Source organism: Saccharothrix sp. (genome assembly GCF_031180885.1).
In the GTDB taxonomy this organism is placed as follows: domain Bacteria; phylum Actinomycetota; class Actinomycetes; order Mycobacteriales; family Pseudonocardiaceae; genus Actinosynnema.
This window is the reverse complement of the sequence record NZ_JAPSLK010000021.1, coordinates 99,434-118,061: the sequence shown is the minus strand read 5'-3', so window position 1 is coordinate 118,061 and position 18,628 is coordinate 99,434. Positions and strand designations below refer to the sequence as shown.

The 18,628-nt window shown below is 70.7% G+C and carries 18 protein-coding genes and 4 pseudogenes; 14 read left to right on the top strand and 8 right to left on the bottom strand.

What is annotated here, in order from left to right; all coding sequences use genetic code 11:
• Positions 1-458: pseudogene (locus RIN75_RS23720) on the bottom strand (hypothetical protein); the annotation flags it as partial.
• Positions 455-1,858 (bottom strand): hypothetical protein, encoded by a 1,404-nt coding sequence (locus RIN75_RS23715; RefSeq protein ID WP_309114195.1) that lies wholly within the window; start codon positions 1,856-1,858, stop codon positions 455-457. The pseudogene RIN75_RS23720 and the gene RIN75_RS23715, both read right to left, overlap by 4 nt.
• A gap of 777 nt (positions 1,859-2,635) precedes the next feature.
• Here RIN75_RS23715 and RIN75_RS23710 point away from each other — a divergent pair.
• The gene (locus tag RIN75_RS23710) at positions 2,636-3,226 is read left to right on the top strand and encodes a hypothetical protein (protein ID WP_309114194.1); all 591 of its coding nucleotides are present in this window, start codon (positions 2,636-2,638) and stop codon (positions 3,224-3,226) included.
• Here the strand turns inward: RIN75_RS23710 and RIN75_RS23705 are convergent.
• Positions 3,172-3,414 (bottom strand): annotated as a pseudogene (locus RIN75_RS23705) (response regulator transcription factor); the annotation flags it as partial. The gene RIN75_RS23710 and the pseudogene RIN75_RS23705 sit on opposite strands and share 55 nt — an antisense overlap.
• Before the next feature lie 234 nt (positions 3,415-3,648).
• On the opposite strand from RIN75_RS23705, the gene RIN75_RS23700 reads away from it, so the two are divergent.
• From RIN75_RS23700 to RIN75_RS23675, 6 genes are all read left to right on the top strand, one after another.
• Positions 3,649-4,995 carry a serine hydrolase domain-containing protein gene (locus tag RIN75_RS23700; RefSeq protein ID WP_309114193.1) on the top strand — a complete coding sequence of 449 codons (1,347 nt, stop codon included), beginning with the start codon at positions 3,649-3,651 and terminating at the stop codon, positions 4,993-4,995.
• On the top strand, positions 4,992-6,002 hold the full coding sequence (locus RIN75_RS23695) for a histidine kinase (protein ID WP_309114192.1): 1,011 nt from the start codon (positions 4,992-4,994) through the stop codon (positions 6,000-6,002). The genes RIN75_RS23700 and RIN75_RS23695 overlap by 4 nt, the downstream gene beginning before the upstream one ends.
• Complete coding sequence (locus RIN75_RS23690; RefSeq protein ID WP_309114191.1) at positions 5,999-6,649, top strand: response regulator transcription factor; 651 nt, start codon at positions 5,999-6,001, stop codon at positions 6,647-6,649. Before RIN75_RS23695 ends, RIN75_RS23690 begins: the two co-directional genes overlap by 4 nt.
• 299 nt (positions 6,650-6,948) lie before the next feature.
• Entirely contained in the window at positions 6,949-7,821 is an 873-nt protein-coding gene (locus RIN75_RS23685; protein WP_309114190.1) for a geranyl diphosphate 2-C-methyltransferase, read from the top strand.
• A 62-nt stretch (positions 7,822-7,883) separates the two neighbouring features.
• Positions 7,884-8,972 carry a family 2 encapsulin nanocompartment cargo protein terpene cyclase gene (locus RIN75_RS23680; RefSeq protein WP_309114189.1) on the top strand — a complete coding sequence of 363 codons (1,089 nt, stop codon included), beginning with the start codon at positions 7,884-7,886 and terminating at the stop codon, positions 8,970-8,972.
• A 66-nt stretch (positions 8,973-9,038) separates the two neighbouring features.
• Positions 9,039-10,442, top strand: a complete 1,404-nt coding sequence (locus tag RIN75_RS23675; protein WP_309114188.1) for a serine hydrolase — start codon at positions 9,039-9,041, stop codon at positions 10,440-10,442.
• Here the strand turns inward: RIN75_RS23675 and RIN75_RS23670 are convergent.
• Entirely contained in the window at positions 10,423-10,983 is a 561-nt protein-coding gene (locus RIN75_RS23670) for a 3'-5' exonuclease (RefSeq protein WP_309114187.1), read from the bottom strand. The genes RIN75_RS23675 and RIN75_RS23670 overlap by 20 nt on opposite strands.
• Positions 10,984-11,014: 31 nt before the next feature.
• Here RIN75_RS23670 and RIN75_RS23665 point away from each other — a divergent pair, with 31 nt between their 5' ends.
• On the top strand, positions 11,015-11,701 hold the full coding sequence (locus RIN75_RS23665) for a hypothetical protein (RefSeq protein WP_309114186.1): 687 nt from the start codon (positions 11,015-11,017) through the stop codon (positions 11,699-11,701).
• A 253-nt stretch (positions 11,702-11,954) separates the two neighbouring features.
• On the opposite strand, the pseudogene RIN75_RS23660 reads toward RIN75_RS23665, so the two are convergent.
• Together RIN75_RS23660 and RIN75_RS23650 are read right to left on the bottom strand one after the other, a co-directional pair.
• Positions 11,955-12,023: pseudogene (locus RIN75_RS23660) on the bottom strand (hypothetical protein); the annotation flags it as partial.
• Positions 12,024-12,263: 240 nt separating this feature from the next.
• Complete coding sequence (locus tag RIN75_RS23650) at positions 12,264-12,467, bottom strand: hypothetical protein (protein ID WP_309114203.1); 204 nt, start codon at positions 12,465-12,467, stop codon at positions 12,264-12,266.
• A 121-nt stretch (positions 12,468-12,588) separates the two neighbouring features.
• Between RIN75_RS23650 and RIN75_RS23645 the strand changes: the two genes are divergently transcribed.
• Positions 12,589-12,807 carry a hypothetical protein gene (locus RIN75_RS23645; protein WP_309114185.1) on the top strand — a complete coding sequence of 73 codons (219 nt, stop codon included), beginning with the start codon at positions 12,589-12,591 and terminating at the stop codon, positions 12,805-12,807.
• A 5-nt stretch (positions 12,808-12,812) separates the two neighbouring features.
• Here RIN75_RS23645 and RIN75_RS23640 read toward each other — a convergent pair whose 3' ends face one another.
• Entirely contained in the window at positions 12,813-13,292 is a 480-nt protein-coding gene (locus RIN75_RS23640) for a nuclear transport factor 2 family protein (protein WP_309114184.1), read from the bottom strand.
• Between the two features lie 89 nt (positions 13,293-13,381).
• Here RIN75_RS23640 and RIN75_RS23635 point away from each other — a divergent pair.
• The 3 genes and pseudogenes from RIN75_RS23635 to RIN75_RS23625 all read left to right on the top strand — a co-directional run.
• A pseudogene (locus tag RIN75_RS23635) lies at positions 13,382-13,558 on the top strand (LysR family transcriptional regulator); the annotation flags it as partial.
• Positions 13,477-14,253 (top strand): LysR family substrate-binding domain-containing protein, encoded by a 777-nt coding sequence (locus RIN75_RS23630; protein ID WP_309114202.1) that lies wholly within the window; start codon positions 13,477-13,479, stop codon positions 14,251-14,253. The pseudogene RIN75_RS23635 and the gene RIN75_RS23630, both read left to right, overlap by 82 nt.
• Before the next feature lie 60 nt (positions 14,254-14,313).
• The gene (locus RIN75_RS23625; protein WP_309114183.1) at positions 14,314-15,594 is read left to right on the top strand and encodes an RICIN domain-containing protein; all 1,281 of its coding nucleotides are present in this window, start codon (positions 14,314-14,316) and stop codon (positions 15,592-15,594) included.
• A gap of 6 nt (positions 15,595-15,600) precedes the next feature.
• On the opposite strand, the gene RIN75_RS23620 is transcribed toward RIN75_RS23625, so the two are convergent.
• On the bottom strand, positions 15,601-16,911 hold the full coding sequence (locus tag RIN75_RS23620) for an MFS transporter (protein ID WP_309114182.1): 1,311 nt from the start codon (positions 16,909-16,911) through the stop codon (positions 15,601-15,603).
• A gap of 160 nt (positions 16,912-17,071) precedes the next feature.
• Between RIN75_RS23620 and RIN75_RS23615 the strand changes: the two genes are divergently transcribed.
• The gene (locus tag RIN75_RS23615; protein ID WP_309114181.1) at positions 17,072-17,641 is read left to right on the top strand and encodes an NAD(P)H-dependent oxidoreductase; all 570 of its coding nucleotides are present in this window, start codon (positions 17,072-17,074) and stop codon (positions 17,639-17,641) included.
• A gap of 1 nt (position 17,642) precedes the next feature.
• Positions 17,643-18,626, top strand: coding sequence for a zinc-binding dehydrogenase (locus tag RIN75_RS23610; RefSeq protein ID WP_309114180.1), 984 nt, complete (start codon positions 17,643-17,645; stop codon positions 18,624-18,626).
• Positions 18,627-18,628 lie beyond the last annotated feature (2 nt).

Sequence of the window (18,628 nt, the reverse complement as noted above, 5' to 3'; positions counted from 1 at the left end):
ACCACCTCGGGTAGATCGACCAACCAGGCGGCGAGGGCGCGTTGCGCGGCCGGTCCCTGTCGCGTCGAGGTGCGCAGCACCAGCCAGATCTCCTGGTTGTGCCCCCACCCGGACCACGTGGGGTTGCCCGAGCCGATCGCCACCCACACGTCGTCGTCGCCGACCAGCACGACGAGCTTGGGGTGGAACGCGCCGGCGCACGCCGCGTGGCCGTGCTGGTAGATCCTGCCCGCGTACCGGACGTCGACAGGTTCGTGCACGGCCTGCCCCGCGTCCCCGAGGACGGTGACCCGGGCACCGAGGGCACGCGCGGTGGAAACGCAGTGGCGTTCCAAGAAGACCAGGTCGTGCGTGAAGCCGGTGATGAGGACTTCGCGCAAACGCGCACCGTCCGGCCGGTCACGCCATTCGCGCAGCAGGGTCAGGGGAGAGTGGAATTCGTGGTCCACCCGGCTCATCCGGCCAACTCCAGCAGTTCCGTGCAGAGCGGGGTGACCCCGTCCGCGGTGAAGAGACCGAGTTGTTCGGCCATCGCCCCGAGCTGGTGGATGCGCAGGCCCACGTTGCCCGCCCCTTCCGCCTGCTCGGCGAAGTACCGGCCGTTGCGCTCGTGCAGCTTGCTGAACACGGTCATCCGACCGTCGTCGCCGACCCGCAGCTTGCGCAGGGCAACCCTGCGCGACTGCGCGATCATGTCGTCCACGAACGCACGGGCGAGTTCGGCCAACGGCCGGTCTTCGTGTTCGGATCTGCGGAAAGCGACCCAGTTGGGGTCCAGGAACTGCCCGCGTGCGGACGAGTTGCGGCGGCGGCCCAGGAATGCGTCGAGGCTGCGACCCTTCAAGTGTCCGAGACGCTGTGAACCGAGCAGCAGCACGGCCAAGTCGGCCTCCGGGGAGACCGGCTCACCGAGGGAGGATTCCTCCGCCGGCAGCGGATACCCCTTCTGGTCCACGGTCGGCGGCAGGGACCGGGCGAACTCCCGAACGGTCACGTCGGAAACCTCAGCACTGATCCACTCGTGGATGTCGTCCCTGGTCGCGGTTCCGCTCATGTCGAGCACCTGCTGGACGAGCGCCGCCCACAAGCGGCGCCACGCGCCGACCGAGTGGTGTCGGAGCAGCACACCGCGCCACGCCTGCGCTCGTCCGTCGCCGATCAGGACCGGATCGGCGTCGAGGGTCTCGCCGTAGGCCAGGTAGGACCGGAACGCGTCCACGTGCGCCTTGCCGGGCATGCGCTGCACCGCCCGCGCCAGGAAGCGCAGCGTGGCTCTCCGCGTGTGGTCGTCGCCGCTCCACTCCTCAGGCAGGTGGCGCCCGTCGCGCGCCGCAGTGAAGAGATCGCGCAGCGGCGGCAGGTCAGGGGTGTCCGGAGCCTCCATCGCCAGCGCGGAAAGCCGGTCGACATCGTCGTCGCTCATCTCCTCGTGTGTCGCGAGGTCGATGAGCGGCCGGAACATCCGTCCAACGGAGTCGGGACACCGGTGCTTGCCGGCACGAAGCGCGCCGGCCTCGACGGTGACGGTGCCCAGGGCCATGCTCGGACCGTTGTACTGCGACCAGAACCCCCAGGAGCGAGGCGAGTACGAAGAGCGGCCTGGAGTCGCCAGGCTGGAAGTGGAGCCCTTGCGCAGTAGTGACTTGACAGTATCGGTGCCGTGCGCGAACAGGTCTTTGTCGTGGCCTATCGATATGCGAGCCAGGCCGACTTCGGTTCGGCGCACCAGCGTCTGACACGCCGAAGCGTCGAGATCGCGCTTCTCGGCGTGGTCGGCCAGCGCCCAGTACAAGGCGTAATAGCGGACCAGCCTCGTCAGCGTGGACACGCCGGGCACCAGCGTGTCCACCATGCTCATCACCGGTGCTTCGACCGACAGCGGGTAGCGGCCGCCGCGCCGGTCGAGGCCAGGTTCGCACCACCGGGGTCCGTCCACCTCGGCGGGAATCACAGCGCTCCGCCGGGTTCGATCTCAATACCGCGCACCTCGTGTTGATCGCTCACGACTACACCTTCGTTTCACCATGCCACCGACCGGCGAGTTCACGCACTAGATGTACAAAGGCGGACGGAGTGATTGCCGACAACTGTTCTGCCGCGCGGCTCGTGGCTGAGTTCGGTGCGTCTGCGGACTCGGCGGCGATGGACGCGTGGGACGACGAGTTCCAGGCTGTGTACGACCGCAGTGACCCGATCGGTTCGGCTTTCCCGACGAAGCTACGACGTTGGCGTGACATGAGCGGGGTGAGCGGTTGGCTGGGGTGTTGTGGGTGCGGGTCGAGTTCCGTACGGCGCGTGCGGATCGCGTGTTCGCTGGCTGAGTTCCGGTCGGTGGCCAGCATGGTGTGGGTGGCGGGCTGAAAGCTGGAGCGGGTGGGGCCGGACGGCGCATTGGGAGCGGTTCCAGGGGTGGGTGGCGTCGGGGCGGTTGGGGCTGTTGGTGGGCGCCTGAGGGGAGATTGGTGTGCGGAAGTCGGGGCTGGCTGCCTGTCTGGCGGGGTTGCTCGTTGCGCCGATCGCGCCTGCTGCGGTGTCGGCTGACGGTGGGCGTGGAGTGTGTTCGCGGGGGGAGTTGTTGTTCTGCGAGGACTTTGAGCGGGTGGCTACGGGCGGGGCGACCAGTCTGAAGTGGGGTGTGGATACCAAGGACGGGACCCTGACGGTTGAACGTCAAGGGAGGAACAAGGTTCTGCATGCGCGCACGGTCGGGAACGGGCGTGCGTTTCTGCGGGTGGACCACTTTGCCGCGCCGGGCAACAGTTTCCACGGTCGGGTCCGCATCCGCGTGGCTGCCTTCCCGTCCTCGCCGGACTGGGCGCATTACACGCTCGTTGAGGCGACTGGGGTTGGGCCGGAGATCGTTCGGCCGCTTGGTGGGCAGTACGTGCCCACGGTCGGCAAGGCGTTGTGGGGGGTTGGGGCCGACGGTGGGCCGACCGGTGACTGGACCAACTGGCGGGAGTCGGCGCCGTCTGTGGCTGGTGTGTGGCAGTGCGTGGAGTGGCGGATGGATGCGAGCGACAACCGTGTGTCCGTGTGGATCGACGGGCAGACCAAGCCTGATCTCACGGTGTCCACTAAGGACCATGGTGGTAACCCGGTCGACTTCGTCTTCCCGCGGTTCGACGCGGTCAAGTTCGGTTGGCAGCTGTACCAACCCAACAGCGGCAGCTATGACGTGTGGTTGGACGATCTTGCGCTTGGGGTTGACCGCATCGGCTGCTGAAGCCGTGGCTGGTCGGTCAGGCCGGCGTCGTGGGCTAGCAGGGCGATCTGGGTTCGGTTGTTCAGGTCCAGCTTGGTGAGGATGCGGGACACGTGGGCTTGCACCGTGGTCGCGCTCATGAACAGGTCGTTGCCGATTTCGGCGTTGGACCTGCCCTGGGCCACGGCGACGGCCACCTCACGTTCGCGTTCGCTGAGCTGTCAGAGGACGGTTCTGGCGTGGCGGCGGCTGTTGGCGCCGGTGTTGCTGAGGTGGGCGACCTGTCCCGAAGTGCGTCCGAACAGGGGAAACGGGTGTCCAGGACGGTCCCGGACGGTGGGCGGTACGACTTTGGTCCAGGTGACCTTTGGATGGTTGGGGGATCTGGGGGGAGGGGGTGGGTTCGTAGCGTTTTCCGCGTCCGCTAGAGGGAAGGGGATGTGGTGAAAGCGCTGGTTGTGGGGGTTGTGATGGCGTTGGGGGCTGCTGTGCCGGGGGAGGTTTCGGATGTGGAGTCGGTGTTGCGGCAGGCGTTGGAGGACACGGGGGTGCCCGGGTTCTCGGCGGTGGTGACGCGGGGGGATGAGGTTGTGCATGTTGGGGGGTATGGGGAGGTTGCTGCGGACACGCCTATGCGGGTGGCGTCGGTTAGCAAGTCGTTCACGGCTGCGGCTGTCATGGCATTGGTGGATGACGGGAAGATCGCGTTGGACGGGGCGGTGGCGGAGCAGTTGCCGGGGTTTGTCATGGCGGATCCGCGGGCGGAGCGGATCACGGTTCGGCAGTTGTTGAATCAGACGTCCGGGCTGGCGGATTTCACCATTGACGTGGCGGCGTTGGATCGGGCCCGGTCGTTGGAGGAGTTTGTCGAGGGGTTGCAGGGTGGGGGGTTGGACAGTGAGCCGGGGGTGAAGTATCGGTATTGCAATGCCAACTATGACCTTGCGGCTCGGCTGGTGGAAGTGGTGAGTGGGCGGCCCTTTGCGGAGTTCGTGCGGGATCGGGTGTTTCGGCCGTTGGGGATGACGGCTAGCAGTGTGGGCGGGGAAGCCTCTGCGGGGTTCAATTCCGTGTTCGGGGCTTGGGTGGAGAGGGCGGAGTCGGTTGGGCTTGTCGGGGGAAGTGGCGAGGTGGTTACCACGGCTGCGGATATGGGGAAGTGGTTGATCTCGCAGAACGGGCGGGGGACGCAGGTGGTGTCGGCGCGGGGGCTTGAGGTGATGCATTCGCCGTCCGGGGTGGCCGAGTACGGGATGGGGTGGGCGCCGGATGGTGATGGGTTGTTGGTTCATGCCGGGAATCTGTTCACGTATACGGCGGTGCAGGCGATTTCGCCGTCTACGGGGTACGGGTACGCGGTGATGATGAATTCGGCCTCGCTGCACGACGACGCGTATGACGTGCTGCGGGCGTTGGTGGCTGTTACGCAGGGCGGGGAGCCTGTGCCGACCGGGGGTGGGCGGCAGTGGGCTGAGGTTGTGTTGGGGGTGCTGGGGATTTTGGCGATCGGGTTGGGTGTGTTGGGGGTTGTGCGGGCTGGGGCGTGGGCGCGTCGGCGGATGGGGGCGCCTCGGTGGAAGGTTGGGCTGCGGTTGGTGCTGGGGGTTTTGCCGGCGGTGGTGTTGGTTGCGTATCCGGACCTGGTTTCGGTGTTGCTCAACGGGCGGACGGTGACTTGGGGGCAGTTGACCTATTTCGCGTTGCCGTTGACGGTCGTGTTGGTGGTGGCGGCGGTCGCCGGGCTTGCGACGGTGGGCGCCCGGCTGGCGCGGCTACAGTCCGCGGCGTGAGGAACTACCTGGTCCTGGCGGTGATCGCGGTCGGTGGGCTGGTCAACGGGCTGGCGCTGACCGCGCTGCCGTTGTGGCGGCAGTTCTTGTTCGTGGGGGTGGCGGGTGCCGCGTACCTGCACGGGCGGTACCTGGGTGTGGCGCGCGGGTGGCCGGTGTTGGCCGGGGTGGCGGTGCCGGCGGTCGGGTTGATGGTGGTCGATGTCGTCGAGTGGGCCGGGGCGTTGGCGTGTTTCACGGTGTTCGTTGTGGTGCCGTGGGGTGCGGGGCGGTTCCGGCGGCAGCAGGCGTTGTTGATCTCGGAGTTGCGGCGGGGGCGGGAGTTGGCCGCGGAGCAGGCGCGGTTGCGGGAGCGCGCTCGGATCGCGGCCGACATGCACGACTCGTTGGGGCACGAGCTGGCGTTGATCGCGTTGCGGGCCGGTGGGTTGGAGTTGGCTCCCGACATGAGCGAGGAGAACCGGCGGGCCGCGGCGGGGTTGCGGGAGTCGGCGGTGGTGGCGACGGACCGGTTGCGGCGGACGGTCGGGTTGCTGCGGGAGGCGACCGTGGTGCCGGTGGACGAGGGTCTGGCCGACCTGGTCGAACGCGCGGTGGGGGCGGGGATGGTGGTGCGGCTGGAGGACCGGGGCGGGGCGTTGCCGGAGTTGGTGGGGCGGGCGGTGCGCCGGGTCGTGCAGGAGGGGCTGACGAATGCGGCTCGGCACGTGCCGGGTAGTGAGGTGGACGTGTCCGTGACGCGGACGGCGGGGGAGGAGGTGGAGGTTCGGGTGGTGAATGCGCTGGTGGAAGGCTTGCCGGCGGCCGATGCGCGGGCTGGGGGTGGCCTCCGGCCCCCGTCGCCATTGTCCCACGGGGGTACGACAGTGGATGGGGGTGCGGCTGGGAGTGGGTTGGCTGGGCTTGAGGAAAGGGTGAGGTTGCTCGGGGGGACGTTGTCGGCGGGGGTGGAGGGGGATTCGTTCGTGGTGTGGGCGCGGATTCCGGTTGGGGAGGGTGGCCGGTGATCAGGGTGGTGTTGGCGGATGACGAGCCGATGGTTCGGGCGGGGGTGAAGACGATCCTGGGCACTGATCCGGGCATTGAGGTTGTTGCGGAGGGTGGGGATGGGCGGGAGGCCGTTGAGCTGACCGTTGCGCATCGGCCGGATGTGGTGTTGTTGGACATTCGGATGCCGCGGGTGGACGGGTTGGCCGCCGTCGAGGAACTGGGGCGTGTGGCACCGGGCGTGGCCGTCGTCATGCTGACGACCTTTGATGAGGACGAGTACGTGGCGCGGGCGCTGGGGTCTGGGGCCAGTGGGTTTCTGCTCAAAGCCGCGGATCCGCGGGAGTTGATCATCGGGGTGCGGGCTGCGGCGGACGGGGCCGCCTACTTGTCGCCTCGGATTGCGCAGCGGTTGGTGCAGGACTTGCGTGGGGGACGGCTGAGCAGGCATGACGAGGCTCGGCGGCAGGTTGCGATGCTGAGTGGGCGGGAGCGGGAGGTGTTGGGGCTCGTGGGGCGGGGGATGTCGAACCAGGAGATCGCTGGGCGGTTGTTCGTTGCCGAAGGGACCGTGAAGGCGCACATGACCGCCATCCTCCAGCGGCTCGGGGTCAGCAACCGGGTCCAGGCGGCGATCCTCGCCCACGACGCCGGCCTGACCGGCTGAGTGGTTCGTCCGACAGGGCGACACCGGGTCGGACCAGGCGGTGTATCCGCCGGTCACGGGGGTCGCGGCTGGTCGGGTGTCCTGGGCATCCCCCGCGTGGCGGACGGGTGCCGCCGAACGCCGCGGCGGAATCCTCACCGGGTGCGTTCATCGGCGATTGGCGAACCACTCGTTAGGGCGCGTCCCGTCCCCTCCCGGTGGATGGTCCCGCCGTGTCGCCCGCTGCCAGGCTCGGGGGCGGTCCGGACGCCACGCGCCCGGGCCGCCGGACGACGACCTCGTGAGGAGCGCCTCGGACCATGGCCACGGCACAATCCCCGACCACCGATGTGAAGCCGGTGCTGCGCAGCGCCTACCAGCGCTCGGTCGCCGAGTACTGGAACCAGGAGAAGGACCCGGTCAACATCAAGCTCGGCGAGGTCGACGGGCTGTACCACCACCACTACGGCATCGGCGCCTACGACCCGTCCGTGCTGGAAGTCCCGGCGGGCCAACGCGACCAGGCGATCATCGCCGAGCTGCACCGGCTGGAGACCGCGCAGGCCGACGTCCTGCTCGACCACTTCGGCACCGTCGTCGGCCGCGGCGACCGGATGATGGACGGCGGCTCGGGCCGCGGCGGCACCAGCTTCATGGCCAACCAGCGGTTCGGCGCGCGGGTCGACGGGGTCAGCATCTCCGAGGCCCAGGTGGAGTTCGCCAACGACCAGGCCCGCAAGCGGGGCGTGGACGACCAGGTCCGGTTCCACTTCAAGAACATGCTCGACACCGGGTTCGAGACCGGTTCGATGCGCGGCATCTGGACCAACGAGACCACGATGTACGTGGACCTCCAGCAGCTCTACGGCGAGTTCAGGCGGCTGATCGCGCCCGGCGGCCGGTACGTGTGCATCACCGGCTGCTACAACGACGTCACCGGCGGCCGGTCGCGCGCGGTCAGCCAGATCGACCAGCACTACATCTGCAACATCCACCCGCGCAGCGAGTACTTCCGGGCGTTGGCGGACAACGGTTTCGTGCCGATCAACGTGGTGGACCTGACCGCCGCCACCATCCCGTACTGGGAGCTGCGCGCGAAGTCCTCGGTCGCGACCGGCATCGAGGACCCGTTCCTCACCGCTTACCGCGAGGGCAGCTTCCACTACCTGCTGATCGCCGCCGACCGCATCTGACCGCCGTGGCGCGGGGGCGGAGCGCACCCGTCCCCGCGCCCGAACCCAAGGGGCGCAAGACGATGACGGAGACCGTTGCCGCGGACTGGACCGTGCCGAGCGGGCTGGGCACGTCCGCCGCGCGGGTCGTGGCGGAGCTGACGAAGGTCGAACAACCACCGCCGGAGCCGGGTTACCTGGAACGGCCGTGGGGCGACGGGACCGCGTCGCCGCTGTACGTCCCGGTCGCCGAGCGGATCGACGACGCGCTCACCGAGGTCGTCGAGGACGGCCTGGCCGCGTGGGCGGAGGAGATCGGGTTCGAGGGCGACGACCTCGACCACATGCGCCGGGCCGGGTTCGGCCGGCTGGCCGTGCTGACCCACGTCGACACCGCGGACCCGGACCGGCTGCTGATCGCGGCCAAGCTCAACGCGGCCTGGTGGGCCGCCGACGACCTGTACGCCGACGACAGCGGCATGGGCGCGGAACCCACGCAGCTCCCGCCGCGGCTGGCGATCGCGATGGCGGCCATGGACCCGCTGCCCGACGCGGGCGAGTTCTCCGCGCCGCTGGACGAAACCCTCGCCTCGGACGTGGTGCTGCGCGCGCTGCGCACCGGCATCGACCACCTGACCCGCTACGGGACCCCGTCCATCGTGCAGCGGGTGAACTACTCGACGTTCGCCATGTTCGTCAGCTGGACCAGCTACGCGGCCTGGCGGCACACCGGCGAGTACCCGCCCGCGTGGAAGTACCTGGCCACCCGCCAGCACGACACGTTCTACACGTCGATGACCCTGATCGACGCCGTCGGCGGGTACGAGGTGCCCGCGAACCTGTACTACGAGCCGAACGTCCGCCGCGCCGCGTTCCAGGCCGGCACGGCGTCCGTGCTGGTCAACGACCTGCTGTCGGTGAAGAAGGACGCGGCCGACGAGAAGCCCGTGGTCAACATGGTGCTCCAGGTCGCCGCCGACCGGGGCATCTCGCTCGAAGAGGCCACCGAGGTCGTGGTGGAGCTGCACAACAAGGTCGTCCGCGACTTCGAGGAGCTGCACCGCTCGCTGCTGCCGCTGCCGTCGCCGGAACTCCAGCGGTTCCTGCGCGGCCTGAAGTCCTGGATGGGCGGCGGTTTCGAGTGGCACAACACCAACCCGCGATACCGGTAGTAACGCATCGGTCACTTATGCACTAACTTCCCTCTCATTGCGTTGTTTTCCGATGGGGGAGTGTGCATGAGACTGCTCAGGTTCGCGGCCGTCCCGGCGCTGGCGGCGCTGGTCGCGGCGACGGTCACCCCGGTCGCCGCGGCCGACGCGTCGGGCGATCGGGCGGCCCGGCTCGCCGAGGCCGTCCGGCAGGCCGTGGTGGCGCAGGACTTCAAGGACGTCATCGACCTGACGCCGCCGGAGCCGGGCCTGACCGCGCGGTCGGCCGAGCCGGTGGAGAAGTACGACGGGTACCCGGCGGCTTCTGCCCGACTGGCCGCCGCCGCGGGCAAGCCCTTGCACCAGACGCCGAACCTCGACGTCGCGGTGATCGAACTCGACGACGCCGGCCGGCCCCGCGCCATGGCCGACGTGCTGCTCAGCCCGCAGTACCCGCAGGGCGTCGTGGTGCCGGTGGACCGGCGGACGCTGTCCACCGACCAGGTCCGCTACCGGTGGTGGGACGACACCGAGTGGGACGTCAACGGCGGTCGCGGCACGCGGGACGTGCTGGCCGGCCGGGAGGGCGCGCCGATCGACTTCTCCTCGCCCTACCCGGCGTCGGTGCTCAAGCTGATGGTCGGCTTCGGCGTGCTGCGGCTGGTCGACCAGGGCCGGGTCGCGCTGGACGGCGACTACGTCTACGACCCGACCGTGCCGCGGCCGGCGTGCGGCGGCAAGCAGACCAAGACCGTGCGGCAGTTCTTCGACGAGATGATCACCAAGTCGCAGAACGAGTCGACCTGCGCGTTGATCAAGATGATCCACGACCTCAAGGCGATGGACGAGCTGAACAAGTCGTTCGTGGACCTCGGGATGCCGACCCTGATGATCACCGGGACGCTGCCGGAGAACGGCGGCCGGTGGATCGGCTCGAACATGAGCGGCATCGACACCGCGAAGCTGTTGCTGCTGGTCAACGGTGGTCCGGGTGTGCTGTGGAAGACCGGGTCCGGCAAGGCCGTCACGCGGGAGGCGTTGAGCTGGTCGTCGCGGAAGTTCTTCCTGAAGACGCTGGGCGACCAGGGGCACAACGAGATGCTGTCCACGACCAACTGGTGCGGGCGGGACTACCCGGCCCAGGGCATCCCGCAGCGGACGCCCGCGCGGTGGGTGCAGCCGGACGGCACGGTGACCGTGGGCGACGCGGTGTACGGGCAGGACGTGCGGCCGTGCGACGCGCGGGCCGAGGTGACCTACGCGCACAAGAACGGCTGGGTGGACACCACCGGCAGTGACGCCGGCATCGTGAAGTCGTTGCGCGGCAAGGACAAGCGCAACTACATCGTGGTCGTGTTCGGCAACCTGGGCACGGACTACGTGGACACGTACCGGCCCGCCGACCCGCCCGGCCTGTTCCCGGTGCTCTACACCGAGAAGTACGCCAAGCTCGGCAAGGCGATCGACGGGATCATGACGGACCTGCGCTGACCCAGGCGCCTCCGTCCCGCAGGTGCAGGACGAGGGCGGCGATGTTCCACGCGTCGTCCTCGCCACTGTGGTGCCGTCCCTCCAGCGGGAGACCGGCGATCTCCAGCGCCTGCGCCATTCCCGGGCGCTTGCGCAGGCCGTGGGCTTCGGTGAAGACCAGTTTGGCGTTGGTGTGGTCGTGGCTGAACGGGTACGCGACGCCGGTCGCCTTGCACTGGCGCGTGAACTGGTTGCGGTCGTAGTCGCCCCAACTGGTCCACGGCAGGCGGTTGGCGTTGTGCTCGGCGGCGAGGATCTTGCACGCCTGCGCGAACGTGACGCCGGTGTCCACCTCGGCTTGGGTGAGGCCGGTGAGTTCGGTGCAGAACGGGCTGACCCGGCTGCGCTGGGGCCGCACCAGGATGCGGTGGCGGGCGGTGCGGACGCCTTCGGCCAGGTCGACGACGGTGAGGCCGATCTCGATGATCTCGTTGGTCTGGCCGGGCGGCGGGGTGCCCTCCCAGCAGGTCGCCTCGACGTCCACCACGTTGATGATGCTCACGACGGCACGGTAACCCGCCTAGCATCGCCGCATGGTGGGGATTTCCGCGGTGGTCGAGGTGGACGGTCGCGGGTTGCGGCGGTTGGTGGCGGACGGGGCGGAGTTCTGGACCCGGTGGTGTGCGGTCGGGTTCGGCGCGGACGGGGTCGCCGAACTGCCCGGCCGGCGCGGGCTGCGGCTGGTGCGGGGACGGCACCTGGCCGTCGGGTCGCGGTACTCGGTGGAGATGGCGAACCCGTACCTGGTCGACGTCGTGAGGGCCGACCGGGACTTGGTCGAGTACCTCGTCGAGGGGCCGGACTCCGCGATGACCCTGCGCGTCCATGACCCGGACTTGCCCGGCGAGGTGCACATCGGGTTGCGGGGCGAGGTGCGCGAGTTGCCGGTCATGGGGTCGGACTACACCTTCACCGGGTCGGTCTTCCCGTCAGCTTTGCTCTCCGGTGGTCGGGCGGTCGTCGGCCGACTGCGGTTCAAGCGGGTGCGCTGCCGGGTCGAGGTCGGCGTCGAGGTGCGCGGGGACGTGTCCGTGCTGGACGTCCGGGTGTCGGGGTCGCCGCGGGGTCTGCTGCTGCCGGTGCTGGCGGTGTGGCCGTTCGTGCGCGGGCAGGTGGAGAAGGGTTTCCACCAGGAGTTGGCGGAAGCGGTCCGGGACCTGCCCGAAGGGCTCTGGGACGACTTCGTGGAGAACTTGGCGAACTCGACCGCAGCGGCGTGAACGTGGCTGTCGTGCCTGTGGGTAGGCCGGTTGCCGTGAAGTGGACCTTTTGCGGTGAGCCGGCGGTGGTCGTGCTGCCGCCCGCCGCCGTCGTGCTGCCGCCCGCCTGCGCGGTGCCCGCCGCCGGGTTCAGCGCCAGGCTGAAGTCGTCCACCGGCACCGGGGTGCACGTCGGCTCACCGGACTGCGCCGGCACGCTCACCGCGTTCCACGCCGCCCTCACCGCGTTGTACTGCTTGCACGTCGGGTCGAGGTTCTTGGCCGCCGTCAACGTGGCGATGCGGTACCTGAAGTGCGTCATCCCGGACGTCTTGAGCAGCATGGCGTTGTAGAACACCCGGCCCGCCGCCTGGACGCCGATGCCGCTGCTCAACAGCAGACCATCGCCGAGTTGGCGCACGAGGTGACCATCGTGATCGTCACGCACAACATGCAGCAGGCGGCGCGGGTGTCCCACCAGTGCGCGTTCTTCCTGGCGGAGCAGGGGACGCCGGGCGTGATCGTGGAGGCGGGGGGCGACGAAGACGATCTTCGAGTCCCCATCCGACCAGCGCACCGCGGACTACGTGCACGCCGACCGCTCGCGGTGGCAGGTCGACGCGCCCGCCGGGTACCGGCTGGAGCGCTGGACCGGCATTACGCCCGAGCACCTGGTGGAGTCCTCGGCGCGGGCGCGGGCGGCGATCCACGACGCGCCGACCGGGGACAGCGAGTCCGCGAGCCGGAGTGGACCGCGCAGCGGGTGCGGGAGACCGAGGCGGAGCACCGGGCGTCCCGGGTCGAGCAGCGGGTCGTGGCGGTGGTGTTCGAGGGCGAGGTGGTGGGGCTGACCGAGGTGATCCAGCTCGTCCCGGCCCGACGAGTTCTACCAGGGCTACACCGCCGTGGTGGCCGCCCACCGGGGCCGGCGGATCGGGGCGTGGCTCAAGGGCGAGTTGCTGCGGTGGATGGCGGAGGACCCGGCGGCGGTCCGGGTGTCGACGGCGACCGAGAGCGACAACCACCACATGATCCGGGTCAACCGCGAGCTGGGCCGGCAGGACCTGCCGACGGAACTGGTGCTTGCGCACGACACCGCGGCACTGGCGGCGCGGGTTCAGCTGTAGCGGGTTCAGCTGTAGCGGCCGATCACGTCCCGGATGAGGCCGTCGCGGACCAGGAACTCGTAGTAGAAGACCTCGCGCGCACCGCTGCGAGTGGTGAAGGTGTAGTCGACGCGGTAGCGGTCGCCGTTCCACCGGGTGCCGGTGACCTCGTACCGGCCGCCCGCGTCGATCACCTCGGGGTCGAGGAACCGGTCCATGATGTCCCGGCGCGACGGGTAGATCCGGCCGACGCTGTCGAACCGGGCGTCCTCGGCGAAGGTGGCGGCGACGGCGGCCGAGTCGCCCGCGTTGGCCGCGTCCACGAACCGCTGCGCGACCTGGGGAGCCGCCGCACGATCAGCCTCCGACAGGTTCTCCGACCGGGGTGCCCCGGTCGACGCCGGTGCCTGGGTCGAGGTTGCCCGGGTCGACGGCGGGGTCGAGGTGCCGCACGCGGTGGCGAGCGCGAGGAGTGCGGCGGCGGTGAGGCGCTGGTAGGTCCGCATGGTTCCCAGGAGACACGCGATCCCCGCTCCACGTCCAAGACCTCCGGCCATACCCTGGGCGCATAGATCGCACCGAGGGGGCCGAACCGGTGGACGTCGACACCCGCGTCCTGCGCTACTTCGTGGCCGTGGCGGAGGAGCTGAACTTCACCCGCGCCGCCGAGCGCCTGTTCGTGTCGCAGCCATCGCTGAGCAGGCAGATCCGGCGGCTGGAGGAGGACCTGCGGCTCACCCTGTTCGAGCGGACCAGCCGCGAGGTCCGGCTGACCGCCGCCGGCGCCGCGCTGCTGCCCGCCGCCCGGCGCGTCATCGAGGACTGGCAGGCCGCGCAACGCACCGCGCGCGGTGTCGCGTCGGTCCTGCGCATCGGGTTCGAGGCGACCGGCGCGGGACCGCTGACCACCAGGGCGCCGAGTTCAGCGCGCGCCACCCGGAGGTCGTCGTCGAGCCCAAGCGGTTCGACTGGGGCGGCGAGGTCGACGCGCTGCGGGACGGCGTGGTGGACACGGCGTTCGTCTGGCTGCCCGCCGACACCTCGGGCCTGCGCACCGAGGTCGTCGCGCTCGAGCACCGGCTGGTCGGCGTCGCGGCGACTCACCCGCTGGCGGCCCGGTCCGCGGTGACCATCGCCGACCTCCGCGACGAACCGCTGGTGTGGACGAGGAAAGCGCCCCGGCACTGGGTGGACTGGTGGGCGGTCAACCCGCGCCCGGACGGCTCGGAACCGGTGTGGGGCCCGGAGAACGACAACGTCGAGGAGATGCTGGACCACGTGGCCGCCGGCGCGGCGGTGTGCATCGGCCCGGCGTCGATGGCCGCCTACTACGCCCGCCCCGACCTGGCGTGGCGCCCGATCACCGACATCCCGCCGCTGCGCATCGCGCTGGCCCGGCCGGTCACGTGCACCAACCCGCTGGTGACCGCGTTCACCGAGGTGGTCCGCGAACTGGCCGGCACCTGACCGCCCACGGCCGTCCGCCGGTTGTGCCATGATCTGCGGCGCACCTTGGGGGAGGGATCAGTGGAGTCACACCACTTGAGGCCGCCGGAGGCTGAGGACGCGGCGGAGTTCGTGGCCGCCATGAGGGCGCTGCGCGTGCGGTCCGGGTACAGCTTCAGGGTCTTGGAACGGCGTGCGGCGAACCTGGGCGAGGTCCTGCCGACGTCGACGCTGAACTCGGCTTTGTCGCGTTCGACGTTGCCGCGCGAGCAGATCGTGGTGGCGTTCGTCCGGGCGTGCGGCGGGGATGAGGAAACCGCTGCGGCGTGGGCTCGGGTACGCGCCGACCTGGCGGCGGCCGAGTTGGATGCGGCGATCCCGGACACCGAGCCGAAGCCCGGGGAACCGGTAGCGGCCGAACCCGAACCCGAGCAACCGGCCGAACCTGCGGAGCCGGCAGCCGCCGAGCCTGAGAAGGCGGCAGCCGCCAAGCTTGAGCAGCCGAAAGCCGCCGAGCCCGAGGAGCCGAAGGCCGCCGGGCCGGAGCAGCCGGCAGCCGCCGAGCCGGAGCGCCCAGTTGCGCCCGAGCCGCCGCCGGCACCGGTGGCTCCAGCCGTCTCGACCCCTGCTGTCGTGCGCCGGAGCAGGGCGGTGGCGGTCGTGTCGGGTGTCGCGGCGGTCGTGCTGGCGGCGGTCCTGGTGGCGGTGCTGACCAACTCGCCCCCGTCCGCCGCGCCGAACGCCGCCCCCACCCCGACCACCACGACCACCCCCACCACCACGGCCGAGATGACGACGTCCACCACCACGTCCACCGCCCCCGCCGAAAACCTCGCACCCGCCCCGCAGCACCCCAACCCGCAGCCACCCGCGCCCACCACCGTCCCCACCACGGAGAACCGCCCCCAACCGCCACCCAACCGCGGCCCCCGGGACGGCATCCAGCGCATCCGCCTGGGCCACACGGGCCTGTGCGTCGGGGAAGGCCAGGAGGCGTTCACCACCAAGCCACGGATCGTCCTGGGCCAGTACGACTGCGCCACCGCCACCCCGCCCACCGAGCTGGAGCGCCTGCCGGACGGCTCGTTCCGGATCAAGCTGCACAACATCCAGTACGGCGTCGGCTGCGCGACCGTGGACTACGAGGGCACCGACGTGGGCGTCCTCCTCGCGGGCGACACCTGCGCCGACCGCGCCGACCAGAAGTTCACCCTCGAACCGGTCGCCGCCGGGTACCGCCTGCACTCGGTGCCGGGTGCGCGCTACTGCATCGGCGTGTACGGCGGCAGTCGGCAGGCGGGTGTCCAACTGATCCAGGACCCGTGCGACGGCGGCGCCCACCAGATCTTCCAACTCGGCTAGCCCGGGTCAGCGGCTGCGGGCGGGGAGCAGTGCGGCCCCGCCCAGCACCACGACGACGGTGAGCACGGCGACCCCGGTCCGGAACCCGGCCCCGCTGTCCGCGGCCTGCGACACCACCAGGGCCGCGACCGCGGGTCCGACCGTCGAGCCGACGGTCCGGGCGGTCGCGCTCAAACCACCCGCCGCGCCCGCCATGCCCTCGGGCGCCATGGACATCAGCAGCGTGTTGATGGCCGCGTTGAACAGGCCCTGACCCAGGCCCATGACGGCCAGCCGCCACGACAGGTCGACCATGCCGGTCACCGGCGGCAGCAACAGCACCAGGCCCACGATCGTCACCGCGAGACCGACCACGGCCACCAGCCACGGGCCGTACCGGTCGGCCAGCGAACCCGCCACCGCCGACAACAGGCCCACTCCGGCGACGAACACGAGCAACGCCACGCCGACGTCCTCCGGGGTGCCGGCCAGCACGTCGGTCACGAAGTACGGCAGCAGCAGGAAGAGCAGCCCGCCGGACATCGCGACCAGGGTCAGCGTCAGCAGCGGCAGGGCGAACACCCGTTGCCGCAGAAGGCCCAGCACCGGCCGGGACGCGGGCAGCCTGCCCCAGGCCACGCCGAGCACCACGGCCACCGCGACCAGCCACGGCATGTCCTCGAACGCCAGCAGCACCGCCGTGATCGCCCCGCCCAACAGCAGCGACTCCAGCCACAGGCCGCGGTCCGGCATCGCCAGGCCCCGCCCGTCGCCCCGCAGCGTCCGGAACGCCATCCACAGCACCACGACCAGCACCGGCAGCTTCATCAGGAACACCGCCCGCCAGCCGAACGCGCCCACCACGACCCCGCCCAGCGGCGCGCCGGCCAGCCCGCCGACGGTCATGATCGTGATGACGTACCCGATCGCCCGGCCGCGCTCGGTCGGACCGACCGCATCCAGCACGATCGGCATGTACGCGGCCAGCACGAGCGCCGCCGCCACGCCCTGCACCACCCGCCCCGCCACCAGCACCCAGAACACCGGCGCGGCGGCCGTCAGGACGCTCGCCACCCCGATGCCGAGCAACGCCAACAGGAACGCCGACCGCACGTCGATCCGGTCCACCCACCGCCCGGCCGGGATGGCGATCGCGGCCATCGGCAGCGTGTACGCCAGCAGCACCCACGCGGTCGCGGCCGGGCCGACCGCCAGTTCGGCGCCCATGCTGGGCAGCGCGACCGCCGCCACCGTCATCTCGGTGGCGACCACCAGCATGGCCAGCGCGAGCGTCACCACCGGTGTCCACCGGGTCTTGACCTGCACATTCGTCGTCATGATCGGCAACCTACGGAGCGCACCCGCCCGCGCGAATCAGTCGCGTGACCGGTCGTCCCGGTCGGTCGTGATGAGCCGGTCGACCAGTCACCTGACAGATGCCCGGCCGGTCGACCGGCTCCTAGCGTCGGTGCCACCGAACGAGGAGGGAACTCGGATCATGATCAAGCTCGCGGTCATCGTCGGCAGCACCCGCAAGGGCCGTTTCGCGCCGGTCGTGGCGAACTGGTTCGCCGCGCAGGCCGGGCAGCGCACCGACATCGAACTGGACGTGCTGGACCTGGCCGACGTCGGGCTGCCGGACGTGCTGCACGGGTTCGGCGAGGAGCCGGCGGACGAGGTGAAGGCGGTCTCGCCGCGGCTGGCCGAGGCGGACGCGTTCGTGGTGATCACCCCGGAGTACAACCACAGCTTCCCGGCCCCGCTGAAGAGCGCGATCGACTGGCACTTCACCGAGTGGCAGGCGAAGCCGGTCGGGTTCGTGTCCTACGGCGGGCACGGCGGCGGGCTGCGCGCGGTGGAGCAGTTGCGGCTGGTCTTCGCCGAGCTGCACGCCGTCACGATCCGGGACACGGTCAGCTTCCACGGCGCGTGGGCGCGGTTCGACGACGAGGGCGACCCGGTGGACGCGGAAGGCGTCAACGGGGCCGCGAAGACCATGCTGGACCAGCTGGTCTGGTGGGGCACCGCGCTCAAGGACGCCCGCGCGAAGCAGCCGTACGAGGTCTGACGTGCACGCCATCCGCCTGCGCGGGTTCGGTCCCGCCGACGTCCTCGAACCGGTCGAGGTCGAGGACCCGAAGCCCGGTCCCGGGCAGCTCCGGATCGCGGTGCGGGCCGCCGGGGTGCAGCTCGTGGACACCGCGGTCCGGCGCGGCGACGGCCCGTGGCGGCCGGAACCGCCGTTGGTGCCGGGGAGCGAGGTCGCCGGGGTTGTGGACGCGGTCGGGGCGGGGGTGCCCGACGAGTGGCTGGGGCGGCGGGTCGTCGCGCAGCTCGGGCTGGCCAGCGGCGGGTACGCGGAGCTGGCCGTGCGGGAGGCCGACGCGGTCCACGTGGTGCCGGAGGGGTTGTCGTATGGCGCGGCCGTGGCGATGGTCTGCACGGGGGCCACGGCTGTCGGTGTGCTGGACGCGGCGGCGCTGCAACCCGGCGACGTGGTCCTGGTGACGGGGGCGGCGGGCGCGGTGGGGCACCTGCTGGTGCAGGGCGCGGCGCGGTCGGGTGCGTTCGTCGTGGGGGTCTCGGGGTGCGGGGAGAAGCGGCGGACCGTGCTGCGGTCGGGTGCGGCGGTCGCCGTGGACTACCGGGAACCGGGGTGGGAGGACCGGGTGCGGTCGTCGCTCGGTGGTCGGGAGGTGGGGGTCGTGCTGGACGGGGTCGGCGGCGCGGCCGGGCGTTCGGCGCTGGAGCTGGTCGCGCCGGGCGGTCGGGTGGTGATGTTCGGCACGTCCTCGGGTGAGCCGACGTCGGTGTCCACTTCGGACCTGTTCGAGCGGGGGTTGAGCGTGACGGTTGCGGTGGGGCCGCACGTGGCGCGGCGGGCCGGTGGGGTGCGGGCGTTGGAGGCTCGTGCGCTGGCCGAGGCCGCCGCGGGCAGGTTCACGCCGGTGGTCCAGAGGTTCCCGCTCGCCGAGGCCGCCGCCGCGCACGCCGCTCTGGAGGACCGGAGGACAGCCGGCAAGGTCGTCCTCGTGCCGGGGTTAGGGTCGTGAGC